Genomic DNA, 17,992 nt, shown 5'->3' on the forward strand with positions numbered 1-17,992 from the left:
CCTTAAGCCTTCACTGCGGGCACAAAATCCTTGCCGACCGAGATCGCGCGCGGATCGATGATGCAGTGGAGGATCGCCGGCTTCCCCGAGGCGAGCGCGCGCTCGAAGGCCGGCGCGAACTCTTCGGTGCGCTCGACGCGCTCGCCATGACCACCGAATGCCTTCGCGTACATCGCGAAATCCGGATTCTTGAGCTGGGTGCCGACGACACGGCCGGGATAGTCGCGCTCCTGGTGCATGCGAATGGTGCCGTATTGCGAATTGTCGACAACGATCACGATCAACGGCGCGTCATACTGCACGGCCGTCGCAAATTCCTGGCCGTTCATCAGGAAGCAGCCGTCGCCGGCGAACGCGACGACGACGCGATCCGGATATTGCCGCTTGGCGAGCACGCCCGCCGGCACGCCGTAGCCCATCGAGCCCGAGGTCGGCGCGAGCTGGGCGGCGAAGCTGTGGAAACGGTGATGGCGATGGATCCAGCCGGCATAATTGCCGGCGCCGTTGCAGACGATGGCGTCCTTGGGCAGGCGGTCGCGCAGCCAGGTCATCACCTGGCCGTACTGGAACGTGCCCGGCAGCTCGCGCGCCTTCCCGGTCCAGGCGAGATAATCGGCGTGCGCCTTGGCGGCCTCGCCCTTCCAGGCGACCGTGCCGGAGGGCTTCAGCGTCTCGACGGCCGCCGCGAACGCAGCCGGCGTCGCCTGGATCGCGAGCGCCGGCTGATAGACGCGGCCGAGCTCTTCCGAGCCCGGATGCACATGGATCAGCTTTTGCTGCGGGGTCGGAATGTCGAGCAGCGTGTAGGACGAGGACGGCATCTCCGACATGCGGCCGCCGATGAGCAGAATGACATCGGCGCCCTCGATGCGCGCCTTCAGGCCCGGGCTCGGCCCGATGCCGAGATCGCCGGCATAGTGCGAATGGTCGGCGTCGATCAGCGAGGCCCGGCGGAACGAGGTCGCGACCGGCAGGTCGAACCGCTCGGCAAACCGTGCAATGCTCTTGGTCGCCTCATCCGTCCAGCGCGAACCGCCGAGAATGACGAGCGGCGCCTTGGCGCTCGCAAGCATCGCACCAACGCGTTCGATATCGGCAGGCGCCGGCCAGCTCACGGCGGGCTCGATGCGCATGGCATCGGCAACGGCTGCGGTCTCGGTCAGCATGTTCTCCGGCAGCGCGATCACCACGGGGCCGGGGCGGCCCTGCATGGCGACGCGAAAGGCGCGCGCGACCAGCTCCGGAATGCGATCGGGGCGATCGATCTCGACCGCCCATTTCGCCATGGAGCCGAACACCGCCTTGTAGTCGAGCTCCTGGAACGCCTCGCGCTCCCGCATGCCGGTGTCGACCTGGCCTACGAACAGGATCATCGGCGTCGAATCCTGCATCGCGATGTGGACACCGTGACTGGCATTGGTCGCGCCGGGCCCGCGGGTGACGAAGCAGATTCCGGGCCGCCCCGTGAGCTTGCCATAGGCCTCCGACATCATCGCCGCGCCACCTTCGGCCCGGCAGATCACGACGTCGATCGCGCTGTCATGCAGCGCATCGAGCGCCGCCAGATAGCTCTCGCCCGGCACGCAGGTGACGCGCTCGACGCCTTGGGCGACGAGCTGATCGATCAGGATCTGGCCCCCGGTACGGGTGTTGCGAATGGTCATGTCGGCTCCCTCAAGTCTTCGGCGATGCCCCTGACCGCCTCGCAAGAATTTCGTTCGGACGTGGCGTAGGACAGGCCGACAGGACGCGCAAGATCGAAAGGCTTTTTGCACCCTGCGCGGGCGGCATGCCCGTCCCTGCCCGTTGCACGACGGCCCGTGCCGCTGCCGCCTGGAGCAGATCCGTGAGCAGATACCGGAGGACTTCAAGGTCCGCGGCGTCAGCGCGAACCAGGGGTGGTTCTGACCGGCGCCGGCCTAATGGCGCTCCGGCCGAACCCAACCGGTTGCAATCGCGCTCGCCCAGGTGAGCATGCCCCTGCTGCGCGCCAGCGCGGCCATGGCCGCGCTATCGTAGGGCACGTAGCGGATCGTCGCGGTCCAGGCGCGTCCGGCGTGCTCCAATATGGCGTAGCACGCGTGGGGCGTGCCGACCTCAACCACGTAAGGGACAGGCAACTTCCCGTCGTAACCGGGCAGCCCGACGCTGCCGGGGTTTACGACCAGCCGTCCATCCCTCAGGCGAACGACCCTCGGAATATGAGTGTGCCCGCACAGGATGATTTCGGCCGCGATCCCCTCGGCTTCGGACTCGATCGCCTCGATCGGACTGGCGCGCACGCCGCCGTCACCGGCTATATGATCGAGCCAGAAGGCGGCGTCGTTCCCAGGCGACGCATGGCACAGGAACACCCGGTCTCTGTACATCAGCGTGGGTGGCATGCTTGCCATCCAGTCGAAATGCTTGCGCCCGAGTTGCTGGAAGTCGCTGCGCGCCGAAGTGCCCGCCTGCCGGAGCTCCAGGAGGATTCGGTCCTGATCGCCCCGCACCGAGGGAAAACCCCGCTCGATGAGCAGGTCTGCAGTTCTGGCCGCCTCGAGCGGTCCGCTGACGTGGTCCCCGAGATTCACGACGTCGTCGATACCGAGCGCGGCAATGTTCGCAAGGACGGCATCCAGCGCCGGTCGATTCCCGTGCACATCCGCGATCGCAGCAAACTTCATCTGGCCCTCCCGGTCGAGATGGCCGACGATTTCACGCAATGCGGGACGATGCAGGGCTAGCGGTTCTCTTTAGCTGCATTTGTAGAAGCGCCCGCAAGCTGAGGATCAAATCGGCGCGGGCGGAACCATGGCACGATCAACGCGCCGCGATCAAGCGATTTGCTACCGCGCTCCGACGTCTTCGCCTGCGATCGGCCGAACCGAACGCCGGGATCCCCGGACGGGCGCCATCTTCACCCGCTCCGCGTCTGCCGCGTGCTCGCCAGCAGCACCAGCATGAAGGAGGCCGCAGTCATCAGCGTCGAGATCGCGGCGATGGTTGGGTCGATCTCGTCGCGCAGCGCGGTGAACATGCGCTTGGTCAGCGGCTGGTACTGGCCGCCGGAGATGAACAGCGCGACGATCGTCTCGTCCATCGCCGAGATGAAAGCGAAGATGCCGCCGGCGACGACACTGGACTTGATCTGCGGCAGCGTCACCGCGAAGAAGCTGCGCAGGCGGTTCATGCCGAGACTGCGCGCCACCATCTCCTGCGCCGGATCGAAGCTCTGCAGGCCCGCGAGCACGGAGATGACGACGTAAGGCAATCCCAGCATCACATTCGCCAGCACGAGGCCGGGCAGGGTCGCGACCAGACCGACCCGGGCATAGACGAAGAAGATGCCGACCGCGGTGATGATGATCGGCACCACCAGCGGCAGAAGCAGCGCCATGTGGATAACGCGCATGATACGCAGCCTGGACTGGCTGACGGCATAGGCGGCGGCAACGCCGCACGGCGTCGCGATCAGGACGGTCAGGAATGCAACCGTCAGCGTCACCCGCGTCGCCTGCATCCAGGCGGGATTTGAGAAATATTGCTCGTACCAGCGCAGCGAGAAGGACGGCGGCGGGAACGTCAGGAAACGCGCGCTGGAGAACGAGATCGGCACGATGATCAGCACGGGAAGGATCAGATAGACCAGCACCAGCACGCTGATCACGTACACGACAATCCGGGCGGGCGAGGCGCGCATCATTTCTGTCCCAGCACGCGATCGAGCGAGATGAAGCGGCTGACCGCGAAGAAGATCACGAGCACGCCGAGGAGCAGCACCACTGCGACCGCGCTCGCGGCCCCGAACTGGTTGTAGAGCTCGACATTGCGGCTCACCAGCATCGACACCATCACGGTACGGCCGCCGCCGAGCAATTCCGGTGTGATATAGAAGCCGAGGCAGAGCACGAACACCATGGTGCAGCCTGCCAGCACGCCCGGCAGCGACAGCGGCAGGAAGACCCGGAAGAACGTCAGCGACGGGCTCGCGCCCAGGCTGGCGCCGGCCTGCATCAGATCGTTCGGGATCTTCTGCATGGTCGCATAGAGCGGCAGCACCATGAAGGGCAACAGGATGTGCACGGTGGCAACCACCGTGCCGAAGGTGTTGTGGACCAGCGCGAGCGGCTCGGAGATCAATTCGAGATGGCGCAGGAACTGGTTGATCACGCCACTGCGCTGAAGCAGCACCAGCCAGGCATAGGCGCGAACCAGCACGCTGGTCCAGAACGGCAGCACGACCAAGGCCAGGATGAAAATGCTCCACCCTTTCGGCAACGAATTGGCGAGATAGGCCAGGGGATAGCCGAGCAGCAGCGCAATCAGTGTGACGGCGAGGCTGATCGCGAAGGTCAGCGCGAAGCTGCGCCAATAGATGTCCTCGGTGAAGACACGGCGATAGTTCTCCAGCGTGAAGCCGTCATGATAGATCGACTGCCAGGCCAGCCAGCCGACCGGCAGTACGATTAGAGCCAGGATTACCAGCAGCGCCGGCGACACCAATGCCAGCATCAGGCCGTGCTCACGGCGCTGGTGCTTTTGGGAGGGATCTGGCACTGATGTCGTCAACTCCGCCTCGCCAAGGTCAGTTGTTGCACCTCTCCCGCTTGCGGGAGAGGTCGGATCGCGAAAGCGATCCGGGTGAGGGTTCCGTCCTCTTGGGGAGTCTTCGTCGTCGAGACACCGTCTCCCCAACCCTCCCCCGCAGGCGGGGGAGGGAGCGCAGCGGCGGCTCTGGCACGACCTGCGCGCATCACGAACTCGCCTACTTCTGCATGAACGACGCCCAGCGCTTCTCGGCGGCTTCGCCCGCGGGCGAGGACCACCAGGCGTAGGACATCAACGCCTGCTTGGCCGCGTTCGCCGGTTCGCTCGGCAGCTGCGCGGCGCGCTCGGGCTTGATCACGCCCGTCTCGAACGCCTTGGGATTGCCCGGCCCGTAGTCGATGTTGAGCGGCAGGTGAGCCTGGTGCACGGGATCAACCGCCTCGTTGATGAACTTGACCGCCGTAGCGAGATTCGGCGCGCCCTTGAGGATGCAGAGCGAGGTGCTCTGCAGGATGCCCTGGTTGTAGGTGAAGGAGACCTTCGCGCCCTCCTTGGCGACGGCGCTGACGCGGCCGTTCCAGGCCATCTCCATATCGACCTCGCCGTCATTGAGCAGCTGTGCCGACTGCGCACCCGAGGTCCACCACACCGTGATGTGCGGCTTGATCTCCTCCAGCTTCTTGAACGCGCGGTCGACGTCCAGTGGGTAGAGCTTGTCGGGTGCGACGCCGTCGGCCATCAACGCGGCTTCGAGGGTTGCGATCGGGTGATTGCGCAGCGCGCGGCGGCCGGGGAATTTCTTGACGTCCCAGAAATCGACCCAGCTGTTCGGCGCGTCCTTCGGGAACGTCTTCTGGCTGTAGGCGAGCACGCTGGAATAGAATTCGTAGGACACCGAATATGGGCTGCGATACGCCTCCGGCATCGTTGCGGCGTTCGGAATCTTCGAGAAGTCGAGCTTCTCGATCAGGCCCTGCTCGCCGCCGCGCAGGCAATAGCCGGTCGGGGTGTCCACGACGTCCCAGATTGGCTTGCCGCTGCCGACCTGCGTCTTGATCGCGGGCCAGGCGTCCGGGATGGAATCCTGGTTGATGGTGATGCCGAGCTTCTTGGCGGAAGGATCGAGGATCGCCACTGTCTGCGCCTGCTGATAGGCGCCGCCTTGCGAGACGAAGGTGATCTGCTCGGCGGCGTTGGCTGCAGTACCGAGCGCGACTGCACTGATCGAAGCGCCCAACAAGGCGTAACCAAATCCGGAATTCCGTTTCGTCGTCATCCTCGCCTCCTCCATCGCCAAAGAAATCTCACTGACCGATCGCATCGAGAAACTGGTACCAGCCGGCGACCATGCGGACCGCGGGCTCGCGCAGCGGATAGAACGGAATGGGCTTCATGCGCCTGACATCGAGCAGGCCGACCTCCGGGGTCTCGCCGCGCACGAAGGCGGCGAGATAGCGGCCCATCAGGCTCGACATCGCGACGCCGGCGCCGTTGTAGCCCATCGAGACCAGCGTGCGGTCGTCGAGCCGGCCGATATGCGGCACCGAGTCGAGCGTCATGCCGACGAGGCCCGACCATTTGTATTCGAGCGGGATATCGGCGAGATCGGGGAAGATGCCGACCATCGCCTTACGCAGGGCGTCGAAGGCGGCTTGCGAGTCCTGCTTGCCGAAGGCGCCGCGACCACCAAAGATCACCCGATTGTCCACCATGCGGAACCAGCGCATCATGCGCTTGGTCTCGGTATAAGTGCGCCCCGTCGGCATCAGCTTGCCCGCGAGATTGCGCGGCAACTGCCCGGTCGCGACCATGGCGCTGCGGAACGGGATCAGCGTGCGCTGCATGTGCGCGGTCGCACCGGTCAGATCGGAATAGCTGTTGGTGGCGATGATCGCCTGCTTGGCTCGCACCACACCTTGCCGCGTCTCGGCAACGATACCGCCGCTCTCCTTCCGCAGCCGCACCACGGGTGATTCCTGGAAGATCGGAACGCCGCGGCTCGCGACGCCATTTGCCAGACCACGCAGATAATTCAACGGATGGATGCCGCCCGAGCCGGGATTGAGCACGCCGCCGACAAAGATGTCGGAGCCGGTCTCGTCCCGCACACCGTGCTTGTCGAGGATGCGGACCTCGGCCGCCCCCATCTCGCGCGTCATCCAATCGGCCTCGCCGATCGCGGTCTTCAGCGTCGTCTCGTTGTGCGCCGCCTTGACCTGGCCGGTGCGCGTGAGGTTCGCACTGGTGATGCCGAACTCCGAGACCAGCTCCTCGACCATGTCGGTCGATTCATGCGCGATGTCGTACATGCGCTTGGCCATGGCGCGGCCATGTGCGGCGTCGATCTCGCGGAACGAGAGGCGAAACTTTGCGGTGATCACGCCGCCATTGCGCCCGCTCGCGCCCCAGCCGGGGCGGTTGGCCTCCAGCACGACCGGCGACAGGCCGTCTTTGGCAATGTGGTGCGCGGCGGAGAGTCCCGTATAGCCCGCCCCGATGATCACCACATCGGCCTGCTGCTCGCCCGACAGCACGGGAAACGCGCGCGTTGGCTCGGCCGTCGCTTCCCACAGCGAGTTAACCGATGGCAGCGCGCTCCAGTCCCGTGTCATGCTCGCGCTCACAACGTTAGACCGCGGGCCCGATGGCGGCGTCCGCCAGTGCCTTCAACGTCGGGTAATGAAAGTCCGGCTTGGTCAGCGTCTCCACTGCCGGCGTGCCGCCGAAGCCTGCAATGCCCTGGCGGCGCTCGATCCAGCACACCTGGTAGCCGAGCTTCCGCGCGATCCCGATGTCGTGATACTGGCTCTGCGCGACGTGCAAAATGTCGGACTGCTTGTAGCCGAAAGCGGACTGGCGCCCCCTGTTGTAGGCGAAGAATTCCGGATTCGGCTTGGCGACACCGGTGTCGTCGGCACACACCGTGTCGTCGAAGGGATCGCCGAGCGCGTGCGCGTAACAGGACAGCGCAACGCGGTCGGCATTGGTCATCGCCACCAGGCGGAATTTCGTCCGCAGGCGCTTCAGCGCCTCGACCGAATCCGCGAATGGCCCCCAGCGCAGCACCGAGAGCTGGAATACATCGCAGGATGCATCGTCAGCCGGCAGCCCGAGCTCTTTGGCGAGATGGCGATAGACGTGGAACATCGCCTCGCTCGAGCGGCCATAGTGCTTGTCGCGGCCGCGCTTGTACGGCTCGAAAATCTGGTCGTCGCTGAGCTCGGCCGGCGTCTTGCCGGAAATCTTGCGCACCGCGTCGAGGACGCCGGTCTCGAAATCGATTAAGGTGCCGACGACGTCGAAGGTGAGAACCTTGAAATTGCTGAACGCGGCTTGGGTCGACATGTCAGTTTCTTCTCTCAGGTTGAACAAGGCTGGTTTCAGTCCGCCCGGGGCACGACGATGGTGTCCTCGGGGTGAAGGGTGACGGTGAGGCTGCCGCCGAGCGGCGGAATGCGGCTGTAGGCCTGGTGGTAGCTCGGCTGGCGCAGGCTGAGCGCGATGCCGTCAGCGAGCGCCAGGAAGATGCGCAGGCTCTCGCCCTGGTAGACGATGTCGGTGACCGTGCCGGTCAGCCGGTTGCAGGCGGCATCCTGCGCGCCGTCGTCGATCAGGAGCTTTTCGCTGTGCACGGCGAGCATCAGCGCATCGCCATCGGGAATGGCACGGGCGCTGCGCAGCAGCGCATTGCCGAGCGCGACGCTGGACGCATCGACACGGCGAACGGGCAGCATCGTCGCCTCCCCGATGAAGCTGGCGACGAAGGAATCTGCCGGATGGTCGTGCAGGCGCTCGGGTTCGTCGATCTGGATCAGCCGGCCGTCCTTCATCACGGCGACCCGGTCGCTCATGGTCAGCGCCTCGCGCTGGTCATGGGTAACGTAGATGATGGTGGCGCCGATGCGCCGGTGTAGCGCGCGCAGCTCGATCTGCATGGATTCGCGCAACTGCTTGTCGAGCGCGGAGAGCGGCTCGTCCATCAGGATCAGGCGCGGCTCGAAGATCATGGCGCGCGCCAGCGCCACGCGCTGACGCTGGCCGCCGGAGAGCTGGGCGATGCCGCGCTCCTCGTAGCCGGCGAGCCCGACCATGCCGAGGGCCGCGCGCACCTTCTCGGGCCAGCTTGCTTTCGGCAGACGGCGGGCGCGCAAGGGAAAAGCGACGTTCTCGCCGACGCTCATATGCGGGAACAGCGCGTAATTCTGGAACACCACGCCGATGTCGCGCTTGTGCGGGGGCATGTAGGTGACGTCGCGGCCGCCGAAGAGAATCGATCCGCTCGACGGCAGGATGAAGCCGCCGAGAATGCCGAGCAGAGTGGTCTTGCCCGAGCCGGAGGGACCGAGCAACGAGACGAACTCGCCGGCGCCGACATTGAGGGAAACGTCGTCGAGGGCGCGGACGGCGCCATACGCCTTGCTCGCGGACCTGATCTCGACACTTTCCGCTCGTTTGTCCAACGATCGACCTCGCCCATCCCTGCAACGGCGTGCCTCACTGCGCGCCATAAGCCTGCTTTATAGACAGGGTGATTGAGCACCCACGGTTGAAGCGTGCAGTGCACCTAATCTTCTCTCGCGAGCCCTGTCTTTAGGCTGTGATGCCGATGACAACAGACTTGGCAAAACCCGGCAATTGCCAAATTATTACGGGCCGCATAACATGATGTTATGCCCGAGCTGCGCCGCATGCTGCCCTCCAGTAACGCCCTGTTCGTCTTCGACGCAGCGGCGCGCAATGGCAGTTTTACAGCCGCTGCCGCAGAGCTGAACGTCACGCAGCCGGCAGTGAGCCGGATGCTCGGTCAGTTCGAGGAGCATCTCGGCGTTCGCCTGTTCGACCGCACAGCGGGACGCGCGGTACTTACAGAGGAAGGCGAGCTGCTCTATCGCCGCGTGCTCGAAGGCTTTCGCAGCATCGAGACCGGCCTCGTCGAGATCGAGCGGCGCCGCAAGGGCACCGAGACAGTGACGCTATCGGTCTCATCAGCCTTCACCACGCATTGGCTGATGCCGCGCATCGACAAGCTGCAGAAGCAGTTTCCCGAGGTCGATCTGCGCTTCCAGCTCATCTCCGGTGCACTACGCGGACCGGTGGAGAATGTCGATCTGGGCATGCGCTTTCGCGACCGCGACGAGCCGTCCTCCGGCGGCACGCTGGTGATGAAGGAAGTCATGCTGCCGATGTGCAGCCCCGGCTATCTCGGCGAGAGCGATCCCACCGAAGGCAACACCATCATCCGCCTCGCAGAGACGCCGGGAGACTGGGCCGCGGATTACGCATCACTCCTCACCGGACGCCGCGGGGCGGCGAAAGCGCTGAGCTTCACCGACTATGCGGTCGTGGTGCAGGCCGCGCTGCTCGGCCAGGGCATTGCGCTCGGCTGGCTGACGGTGGCTTCGCATTGGCTCCTGACCGGCGCGCTGGTACCCGCCTCCGACACGCTCACCACCACGCGCCGCATCTGCGAATTCCTGCCGCCGCGCAACCGGCCAATGCGTCCGATCGCCGCCGAGATCCGCGACTGGATCATCGCGCAGATGAAGAGCGAGATCGTCGCGATCGACCGTCTCTATCCGAACCTCGGCGCGATGGCGGCGTGTTATTGACGCGCTTCTCCCTCTTCCCACCTGCAGGGAGGGACGATCCCGCAATTCCGCGACCGGCTGGAGACCTGTCGCGACATCACGCTGGCGGTGCGCGCCGGGCGGTGGAGACGACGTCTCAGCTTGATCGCATTTTGAATGCTGCACTGCGGCCAAAATCGACGGAAGTCGCGCTTGATTTTTGCCTGTCCTTGCCCCACCCGGGAGGCATGGCAAAGGACAGCAAGGTCATCGCCGCCAACGCGGCCTTTTACGCCGCCTTTTCGGCCGGCGATTTCGAGGAAATGCAGCGGATGTGGGCGGATGACGACGCCATCTCCTGCATCCATCCCGGCTGGCCGGCCATCATCGGGCGCGCCACCGTGATCGGAAGCTGGCGCGATATCCTGCAAAACCCGGAGCGGCCGCAGATCGTCTGCGCCGAGCCGCAGGCCATCGTCGACGGCGACAGCGCGCGGGTGCTCTGCATCGAGATCGTCGACGGCACCGCTTTGGCGGCCGCCAATCATTTTCGCCGCGTCGGCGACGACTGGCGCCTGGTGCACCATCAGTCGAGCCCGATCGCGCAGATTGTCGAACAGACTGAGGACGATAGGACGAGTCACCGCGTTCACTGAACACGGCGATCACGCGAGTGTGATCTACTGTGCATGGGGTTGTTTTTCAGTTTCTTGTTTGGCGGCACCGAGTTCCGACAGATCGTCCAGCACGACCTGCGCCGCCGTGAAGTCATCGTCTCCAAAAAACATGCTGCGTGTGATCAGAACCGGGATGCCGGCACGCGAGGCCGCGACCAGGCCGTTGGCGGAATCCTCGATCGCGACGCAGTCCGACGCGCCCAGCTTCAGCCGCGCCAGGGTCTCGATATAGACGTCCGGCGCAGGCTTCTTGCGCCTGACATCATCGCCGGCGACGATCGCCTCGAAATCCCCGGCCCAGCGCGTTCCCAAAGCCTGCGAGAGCAGCGCATCGATGTTGCCGTGCGAGGTGGTGGTCGCGATGGCAAGCCGCTGGCCGCGCGCCCTTGCCGCATTGAGCAGATCCACCACGCCGGGCCGCAAGGGGCAGCAGCCGGTCTCGATCAGCTCGGCATAATGCACGGTCTTGATGCGATGCAGCTCTGCGATTTCGATGTCCGACAATGGCGGAGCGGCCCCCAGCCTCGTGTGGTAGGCGCGCATGCGCTCCTTGCCGCCCGTGACGCGCAACAGGTCCTTGTAGACGGCACGGTCCCACCGCCAGTCGAGACCGTGGCGGACGAAGGCGTGGTTGAAGGCTTGCCGATGCAGTTCCTCGGTCTCCGCCAGGGTGCCGTCGACGTCGAAGACCAGCGCCGCCGCGCGCCGGATCAGCTCGCTGGCTTCACATCGCGTCGCCACAGGCGCTTCAGCCTTCATGATCGAACCGGTCGCCAACGACGCTTCCCTCCCGACCTGCCTGCGACGTGCGAGCATTGCCCGCCGTGGCGGGCGAGACAAATCGCAATATCTTTTGCCGGACCCAAAAATCTCTTATGAGCGAAAAGCGCCACGGCGCGAACGGGAACTCCGACCTGCACGGGAGACGCATGCGGCTCTTCATCCTTGGCCTCGGCTACAGTGCCCGGCACTTCGTCCGCCAACACGGCGCCAGCTTCTCGCATGTCGCCGGCACCGTGCGCGATCCCGCGCAGCGAGCCGACCTCGGCAGCATGGAGGCGCATCCGTTTTCCGGCAGCCGTCCATCGCGCGAGACGATTCAACGGCTTCGCGACGCCGATGTCCTCCTGGTGTCGATCCCACCCGGCAGCGCCGGCGATCCCGCGATCGCGGCGTTCGGCGACGTACTCGAAGGGGACCGCCGCAAGGTCGTCTATCTCTCGACCATCGGCGTGTATGGTGATCACGGCGCTGCATGGGTCGACGAGAGCACGCCGCCTCAGGCCGTCCTCGACCGCACGCGCATGCGCGTTGCTGCGGAGCAGGCCTGGACGGACGCGGCGCGCGGCGATGCGGCCATCCTGCGGCTCGCGGGCATCTACGGTCCCGCCCGCAACGCGCTCGTGACGCTGCGCGCGGGAACGGCGAGGCGCATCGTCAAGCCGGGACAGGTCTTCAATCGCATCCATGTCGAGGACATCGCGAGCGCGATTATGGCCGCTATTCGTCACGCGAGCGGCGGCATCTGGAACGTCTGCGACGACGAGCCCGCGCCGCCGCAGGACGTGATCGCCCATGCGGCGAAGCTGATGGGCATGGCGCCGCCGCCCGAAGAGGCGTTCGCGACCGCCGAGATGTCGGCAATGGCCCGCAGCTTCTATGCCAGCAGCGCCCGTGTCTCCAACGCGAAATTGAAGCGCGAGCTCGGCGTCACGCTGGCCTACCCCACCTATCGGCAGGGCCTCGAGGCGCTGTGGCGGGCAGGCGAAGGACGATAGCGTTCCTGCACTCCCGCGCTTCCCAGACATGCCCCGCCCGCGCTTGACTTCATCCCAGCGCGGTCGTGATCTAGGCATCGAGCGGACTCGTCGAGCCCGGTGGCGCGGCAATATCGCGCTGGCGATCGAAGGCGACACCCAGGCCTTCATCGATCGCATCACCAAGCTGCCGCTGGCGCATCAGCCCTCGACCGAGTTCGAATATGGTTTCTCGATCGACGTGCTCGGCGCGGTTGTCGAGAAGGTGAGTGAGCAGAAGCTCGGCGACTATCTCGCCGCCAATGTCTGGCAGCCGCTCGGCATGAAGGATGCGACCTTCCACCCGACCGACGCGCAGCGCCCTCGCCTTGCCCACCCGTTCACGAACGATCCGCTCACCGGCAAGCCGCAGGCCATCAGGCTCCTGGACACCCCGACCAAGTTCGATTGTGGCGGCGCCTGCTCGTTCGCGACGGTCGGCGACTACATCCGCTTCGGACAGATGCTGCTCAACGGCGGCGAGCTCGACGGCCAGCGCATCCTCGGTCCGAAGACCGTGCACCACATGACATCCGATCACCTCGGCCCCGAGATCAAGAACAAGGTGGCCAATGTCGAGCCGCATCGCGGCGGCTTCGGCTTCGGCCTTTCGGTTGCGGTCCGGACCAGCGAAGGATTGTCGTCGGTCCCCGGCAATCCCGGCGAGTTCACCTGGAACGGCGCCTACGGAACGCAGTTCTTCTGCGATCCCAAGGAGCGTCTCGCCGTTGTGGTGGGGACGGCCGCGCCCGGCGAGCTCAGGAAATACTACCGCGAGCAGGTCCAGGACATCGTCTATGGCGCGATGACGAAGTGAGATTGCTGCGCCGAAATCAAAAGGACGGCCGATCCGGCCGCCCCTTGAACCGTGCGTCAGCTCAACACGCCGTAGTTCTTGAACCAGGCCTGCGCCTGCTTCCAGGCATCTTCCGCGGCGTCCTTGCGGTAGCTGCCGCGATAGTCGGCATGGAAACCGTGCGGCGCATCGGGATAGATCTTGAACTCGGCCGTCTTCTTGTTCTGCTCGAGCGCTGCCTTCATCTGCTCGACCTGGGCGACGGGAATGCCGGTATCGGCGCCGCCGTAGAGGCCGAGCACCGGCGCCTTCATCTCTGGCGCGAGCTGCATTGGGCTCTTCGGCCACCGGCGCCCTGGTATTGCTGGCCGGACGGGCGAAATAGGCGGGCATCTCCTCGGAGCCGACCTTGATCTTGGCATCGCCGGCTTCGAGACCATTGGTGTCGGTCGTGACCACCTCGGCGCGCACCGGCCCGGCCGCAAGCGTGTAGCCCGCCGCCACACGGCCGCGGTGGCACTCATGAATCCGCGACGTGAGACCGGAGCACTTTTGGTCAGCCCGACGACGTCGGACGTCATGACAGTTTCGAGTTCATTGGTCCATCCCTTCCTGCTGCCTGCTACGCTCAGGGGCGACGCATTCGCCAATAGTTGCCGACGAAACGCAAATCACCATCCTGCGCGCACGAGTCGTCGAATTCCAGGATATTGCCGGTCATAGCTATGAAGGCGGCACGCTTTGTCGTTGAACCGCGCGGCTTGTCCAATGCCCAACGACACCCTGACATTCCCTGGATCGCGCGTGTGCCGGGCTTAACCGTCTAGCTGCATTGCGTCGCAACATCCATTAACCGAAAAAGTCGGTTCTCTCCCGGCCGGCCACGCCGCTAGAGATTGCGAAAAATGCCCCTGTTCGCACACTAGACATGCTCAGCCGCAACAAATGGCCACTGGCGTGGCGGCAACGACAAATCATGTTGCTCGCGCAACGAACAACATCGCCAATCTCGGGCGAACCGTCGTCATTTGATTGAAATTTTCCGAGGATCCGAGCTGCGCGATTTACTCGAACTTTCTTTGCGACGCACTAGTTCCACGGTCGGAAGTTCCATCTCCGCTCCGAAACGGAAAGGCTTCTTCCCCAGCCATCCGCCGCCCGCCAACGGACGAAGGAGCGCTCGCGGGCTTCATTCTCGTCCACTCAGATTGCGCTACCGAAAGCTCAATTGAATGAACGCTTATACGACCTGGAACTGAAATGAATTTGGCTCGCGAATCGATTGAACTGTTGGAGCAGGCCGCGCGAATCCTGTGGTTCGAAGGCACCAAGCACGGCTTGCGCGACCGCGAATGGATGGCGCTGCGCTTTCTCTCCCGGGCCAACCGCTTTTCCCGAACGCCCTCGGCGCTGGCGAGCTACGTCGGCACCACACGGGGCACCGCCTCGTTCATCATCGGCGAGCTCGAGCGGCTCGGCTACCTCGAACGAAAGCGCTCGGCCACGGACAAGCGGTCGGTGATGTTGAGCGTGACCCAGCAGGGCAAGAAGTTCCTCGTGCGCGACCCCGTCAACGTTCTCGTCGAAGCGATTGCCGTTCTCGACGACGACGTCAAGATCCGCTTCCGCGACACGTTCCGGCACGTGCTGGATCAGTCCGACGCAGCCGAGCAGCGGCATCACACCGACGTTTGCAAGCGATGCATCTTCCTGCGGGAAGATCGCACCACCACGGACAGCAAGACGACGGTCGAGTTCAGCTGCCGCCTCTTTCGCGCACCGATCGCGGAGACGGAGGTCGATCTGCTATGCACCAGCTTCGAGCATCACCGTCAATAGACGACGGCGCGATCAAGGCGTTGCCTTACGTGACGAATAGATGACGCCGCCGCTGGATTCCACCACCAGGCGCCCGTTCTCGTTCCTGATCTCTTCGATGCGACCGAGGCCGGGCACCTGTTGTCCCAGCACGGCCTCGATGACCCCGTTCGGGCCTTGCAGGATCGCAATCCCTTCATAGGCCTGGCGGACCGACCAGCCCTTGATCGTCTTGCGCGGCACCGACGCACGCTCGGCCGCAGGCACCGAGCCGGTGAATTCGGGCGCTGCGACCGAAGCCATCATCGGCCCTTGCTGTGACGCCGGCTGCGATTGGACCATTGCCGGCGCCGGAGCCTGAACCTGGGCTTGGGCTTGGGCTTGGGCTTGGGCTTGGGCGAGCTTGTCAAGTTTCGCCGTCGAGGACGAGCTCACCCGTTCGATCCGGTCCAGGTTCTCGGCAAATCTGCCGAAGCGATCATTCGTCACCTTGCTCGATTGATCGACCGCAGTCCGCAAGCCATCGAGATTTTCGGACACGCCCGATACCTGCCTGCGCAGTTGCGCGACGGTCTCCCGCAGATTTCTGATCTCGGCACTGGCCGCAACGTTGCTCTGAGCGGGCTGCGTGGTGAGATAGGCAATCACGCCGGTGCAGGCGCAGACCACCAACATGGCAGCGACCGCCAGAGTCGCGAGCGGTGCGACCCAGGTCGGACGGGGTGGCGGCGGTTTCGCCACGATCACGGCCGGCTTGATCACGGCCGGCGCAGGTTTCGGGATCGCCATCTTGTCGAGGCGCGCTTTGGCACGAATGCGCTTCAGCCCCTCGAGAGCTTCCTTCGCGAGAGCTTCGTCGCTCGCCGCAGCCGATACACGCTTTGCGCCGGCACCAGCTTTGGCCGCCGGCGTCGCACTGTCCTTTGCATCGCGCGCCTCCGGAGTCGGCTTCGCCGCCGCGGAAGCATCCGCGGTCGCGTTGGGACGAGCTTGTCCGTCGGACAACATGTGAAAATGCTCCGTTCGTTCGATCTGTCGAACGGCGACATTATTTGCCGAAGCTTGCCTGAAACGTGCGCATCGAAAACTTGCCACTAGCGCATGGTGCGACTCCGCATGAGTCAATCGCGCCATACACGTGGCGATAGTGCGACTCGAAAGACACACACTCGCCAAGATTTCAGCAGGCTGGCGTCGTCTCGCGAAGAGTGAGTCGAGTTGTCGCATCTGGAAAGGCGAGCCCGGGAGTCAATCCCGGGTTGAAGAGCCCTCGATTTGCCCGACCTGCACACTGCTAAAAATAGCTGTAATTGTACGGGGTTGCGCAACATTACAACCGCCGCGCCGCGAAACTAGTTTAGATTCCAAATCAACTGATGCGATTGAGTACATCAAGAAACAACCAGAAACGTATCAACAACATAAAGCACGTGTAGCAACCGCTTTGTTGCGCACGCTTGATCGGAAATCGGCAATTGTTACGGTCCTACTCAAGTGATTCTCGCCAGTTGGCGGGGAGATCGACATAGTTCAGCAGTGTTCGGACGCGATGAGCAACTTGGCGCAACTGTTCTAGGTCGTTTTCTCAATCCGCTCCGCGAGGTGATCCGCAAGGCACCCGCCGGACCTCACCCAGTAAGCGTTCAGTATCGAGTTGATGTAGCAGGCCTGCGGGAACGCAGGCACTGAATGCGTAGGGCTGCCCGCGAATATCGAAACCATAACAACGTTCGCGGGAAGGAATGTCGTCAAACAGCATCGTTGCCGAGCCGGAGCATCACAACAACCAGCCGGCCGCAACAAGTGCGAAACAGGGGCGAAAGACTGATGTATATTATCGTTGATGATCGCGAGAGCGTCGCGAACAGCTACGTCGGAGGGCTCGTTCGCGAAGGTGTGTCGTCGATCGGCTTCTCCTCCGGAGAATTCTGGGACTGGCTGCAATCCGCAAGTGAATCGGATCTGGCAGCGGTGGACGCCTTTCTCCTCGGGGATTGCGATGCACGCGGAAGGCTGCCACGGGCGATGCGCAAGCGTTCCTCGGCGCCCATCATCGCCGTGAGCGGCCAGAAGATGCTCAAGAACACGCTGGAGCTGTTCGAATCGGGCGTCGACGACGTCGTGCACGTGCCGGTTCACCTGCGCGAGATCCTCGCCAGAACGGCTGCCATCGCGCGACGCCGGGTAGGCGAGCTGCCGAGGCCCTGCGAGAGCAGGATCCAGGTCTTCTTCAACGGCCGCGACCCTGAGATCGCGGGGCACGCCCTCACCCTGCCCCGCCGCGAACTGCGCATTCTCGAATATATGGTCGCCAACCACGGCAAGTGGATCACCAAGACGCAGATCTTCAACGCGGTCTACGGCATCTTCGAGTCCACCTTCGACGAGAGCGTGATCGAGAGTCACGTGAGCAAGCTGCGCAAGAAGCTCCGCGACCGCCTCGGCTTCGACGCGATCGTGGCCCGACGTTACGTCGGATACCGCCTCAACATCCCGGCCGGCGAGTCCCTCGACGAACCGGCGCAGGAGCTCGACGAGGTCGGCATCCTCCTGAACAGGGTGCATGCCGCCCCGGCGGCCTATCCGGCCGGAAACTGAGACGGCAAGACACTGCCACGAAACCGGCAACGGCCTCTGCGAACACCTTTGCAGAGGCCGTTGTACTTTCAGCGGCAGCGGCCTGGGATGAGCCCTGCCCGAGCCACCATGGAGGTGCGTTTGCCTCCTGCATCAGGGCTGGGGATCGCATTGCGGCGAGCTGAGCGCACGCCTCGTCCTTCGAGACGGCGCTGACGCGCCTCCTCATCC

The 17,992-nt window shown here is 64.4% G+C and carries 15 protein-coding genes and 2 pseudogenes; 6 read left to right on the plus strand and 11 right to left on the minus strand.

Going from position 1 to position 17,992, the window contains the following annotated elements; translation table 11 throughout:
- Positions 1 to 2: 2 nt before the first annotated feature.
- The 8 genes from ABIG06_RS04695 to ABIG06_RS04730 form a co-directional block, all read right to left on the minus strand.
- Positions 3 to 1,664 carry a thiamine pyrophosphate-binding protein gene (locus ABIG06_RS04695; protein WP_370134620.1) on the minus strand — a complete coding sequence of 554 codons (1,662 nt, stop codon included), beginning with the start codon at positions 1,662 to 1,664 and terminating at the stop codon, positions 3 to 5.
- Positions 1,665 to 1,919: 255 nt separating this feature from the next.
- Positions 1,920 to 2,666 carry a metallophosphoesterase family protein gene (locus ABIG06_RS04700; RefSeq protein ID WP_370140787.1) on the minus strand — a complete coding sequence of 249 codons (747 nt, stop codon included), beginning with the start codon at positions 2,664 to 2,666 and terminating at the stop codon, positions 1,920 to 1,922.
- A 233-nt stretch (positions 2,667 to 2,899) separates the two neighbouring features.
- A complete protein-coding gene (locus tag ABIG06_RS04705) occupies positions 2,900 to 3,685 on the minus strand; it encodes an ABC transporter permease (protein WP_370134623.1) in 786 nt (261 codons plus the stop codon).
- Entirely contained in the window at positions 3,682 to 4,494 is an 813-nt protein-coding gene (locus tag ABIG06_RS04710; RefSeq protein ID WP_370140788.1) for an ABC transporter permease, read from the minus strand. Before ABIG06_RS04710 ends, ABIG06_RS04705 begins: the two co-directional genes overlap by 4 nt.
- Positions 4,495 to 4,747: 253 nt before the next feature.
- The gene (locus ABIG06_RS04715) at positions 4,748 to 5,806 is read right to left on the minus strand and encodes an ABC transporter substrate-binding protein (RefSeq protein WP_370134626.1); all 1,059 of its coding nucleotides are present in this window, start codon (positions 5,804 to 5,806) and stop codon (positions 4,748 to 4,750) included.
- 28 nt (positions 5,807 to 5,834) lie between these two features.
- Positions 5,835 to 7,142, minus strand: a complete 1,308-nt coding sequence (locus ABIG06_RS04720; RefSeq protein ID WP_370134628.1) for an NAD(P)/FAD-dependent oxidoreductase — start codon at positions 7,140 to 7,142, stop codon at positions 5,835 to 5,837.
- Positions 7,143 to 7,158: 16 nt separating this feature from the next.
- Entirely contained in the window at positions 7,159 to 7,875 is a 717-nt protein-coding gene (locus tag ABIG06_RS04725; RefSeq protein ID WP_124162932.1) for an HAD family hydrolase, read from the minus strand.
- Positions 7,876 to 7,910: 35 nt separating this feature from the next.
- Complete coding sequence (locus ABIG06_RS04730) at positions 7,911 to 8,990, minus strand: ABC transporter ATP-binding protein (RefSeq protein WP_370134631.1); 1,080 nt, start codon at positions 8,988 to 8,990, stop codon at positions 7,911 to 7,913.
- A gap of 210 nt (positions 8,991 to 9,200) precedes the next feature.
- On the opposite strand from ABIG06_RS04730, the gene ABIG06_RS04735 reads away from it, so the two are divergent.
- A complete protein-coding gene (locus ABIG06_RS04735) occupies positions 9,201 to 10,139 on the plus strand; it encodes a LysR family transcriptional regulator (RefSeq protein WP_370134634.1) in 939 nt (312 codons plus the stop codon).
- A gap of 206 nt (positions 10,140 to 10,345) precedes the next feature.
- Positions 10,346 to 10,753, plus strand: coding sequence for a nuclear transport factor 2 family protein (locus tag ABIG06_RS04740; RefSeq protein ID WP_370134637.1), 408 nt, complete (start codon positions 10,346 to 10,348; stop codon positions 10,751 to 10,753).
- A 24-nt stretch (positions 10,754 to 10,777) separates the two neighbouring features.
- Here the strand turns inward: ABIG06_RS04740 and ABIG06_RS04745 are convergent, their stop codons facing one another.
- The gene (locus tag ABIG06_RS04745; protein ID WP_370140789.1) at positions 10,778 to 11,533 is read right to left on the minus strand and encodes an HAD family hydrolase; all 756 of its coding nucleotides are present in this window, start codon (positions 11,531 to 11,533) and stop codon (positions 10,778 to 10,780) included.
- Between the two features lie 170 nt (positions 11,534 to 11,703).
- Here ABIG06_RS04745 and ABIG06_RS04750 point away from each other — a divergent pair, with 170 nt between their 5' ends.
- Both ABIG06_RS04750 and ABIG06_RS04755 read left to right on the plus strand, forming a co-directional pair.
- The gene (locus ABIG06_RS04750) at positions 11,704 to 12,552 is read left to right on the plus strand and encodes an SDR family oxidoreductase (RefSeq protein WP_124162936.1); all 849 of its coding nucleotides are present in this window, start codon (positions 11,704 to 11,706) and stop codon (positions 12,550 to 12,552) included.
- A gap of 78 nt (positions 12,553 to 12,630) precedes the next feature.
- Positions 12,631 to 13,387: pseudogene (locus ABIG06_RS04755) on the plus strand (serine hydrolase domain-containing protein); the annotation flags it as partial.
- 56 nt (positions 13,388 to 13,443) lie between these two features.
- On the opposite strand, the pseudogene ABIG06_RS04760 reads toward ABIG06_RS04755, so the two are convergent.
- Positions 13,444 to 13,947: pseudogene (locus ABIG06_RS04760) on the minus strand (dienelactone hydrolase family protein).
- A 679-nt stretch (positions 13,948 to 14,626) separates the two neighbouring features.
- On the opposite strand from ABIG06_RS04760, the gene ABIG06_RS04765 reads away from it, so the two are divergent.
- A complete protein-coding gene (locus tag ABIG06_RS04765) occupies positions 14,627 to 15,205 on the plus strand; it encodes a MarR family winged helix-turn-helix transcriptional regulator (protein ID WP_124162937.1) in 579 nt (192 codons plus the stop codon).
- A 12-nt stretch (positions 15,206 to 15,217) separates the two neighbouring features.
- Here the strand turns inward: ABIG06_RS04765 and ABIG06_RS04770 are convergent, their stop codons facing one another.
- Positions 15,218 to 16,192, minus strand: a complete 975-nt coding sequence (locus tag ABIG06_RS04770) for a hypothetical protein (protein ID WP_370134639.1) — start codon at positions 16,190 to 16,192, stop codon at positions 15,218 to 15,220.
- 819 nt (positions 16,193 to 17,011) lie between these two features.
- Between ABIG06_RS04770 and ABIG06_RS04775 the strand changes: the two genes are divergently transcribed.
- Complete coding sequence (locus ABIG06_RS04775; RefSeq protein WP_199752189.1) at positions 17,012 to 17,782, plus strand: winged helix-turn-helix transcriptional regulator; 771 nt, start codon at positions 17,012 to 17,014, stop codon at positions 17,780 to 17,782.
- Positions 17,783 to 17,992: the final 210 nt, after the last annotated feature.

The sequence above is a fragment of the Bradyrhizobium sp. USDA 326 genome (assembly GCF_049739485.1).
Taxonomy (GTDB): Bacteria; Pseudomonadota; Alphaproteobacteria; order Rhizobiales; family Xanthobacteraceae; genus Bradyrhizobium.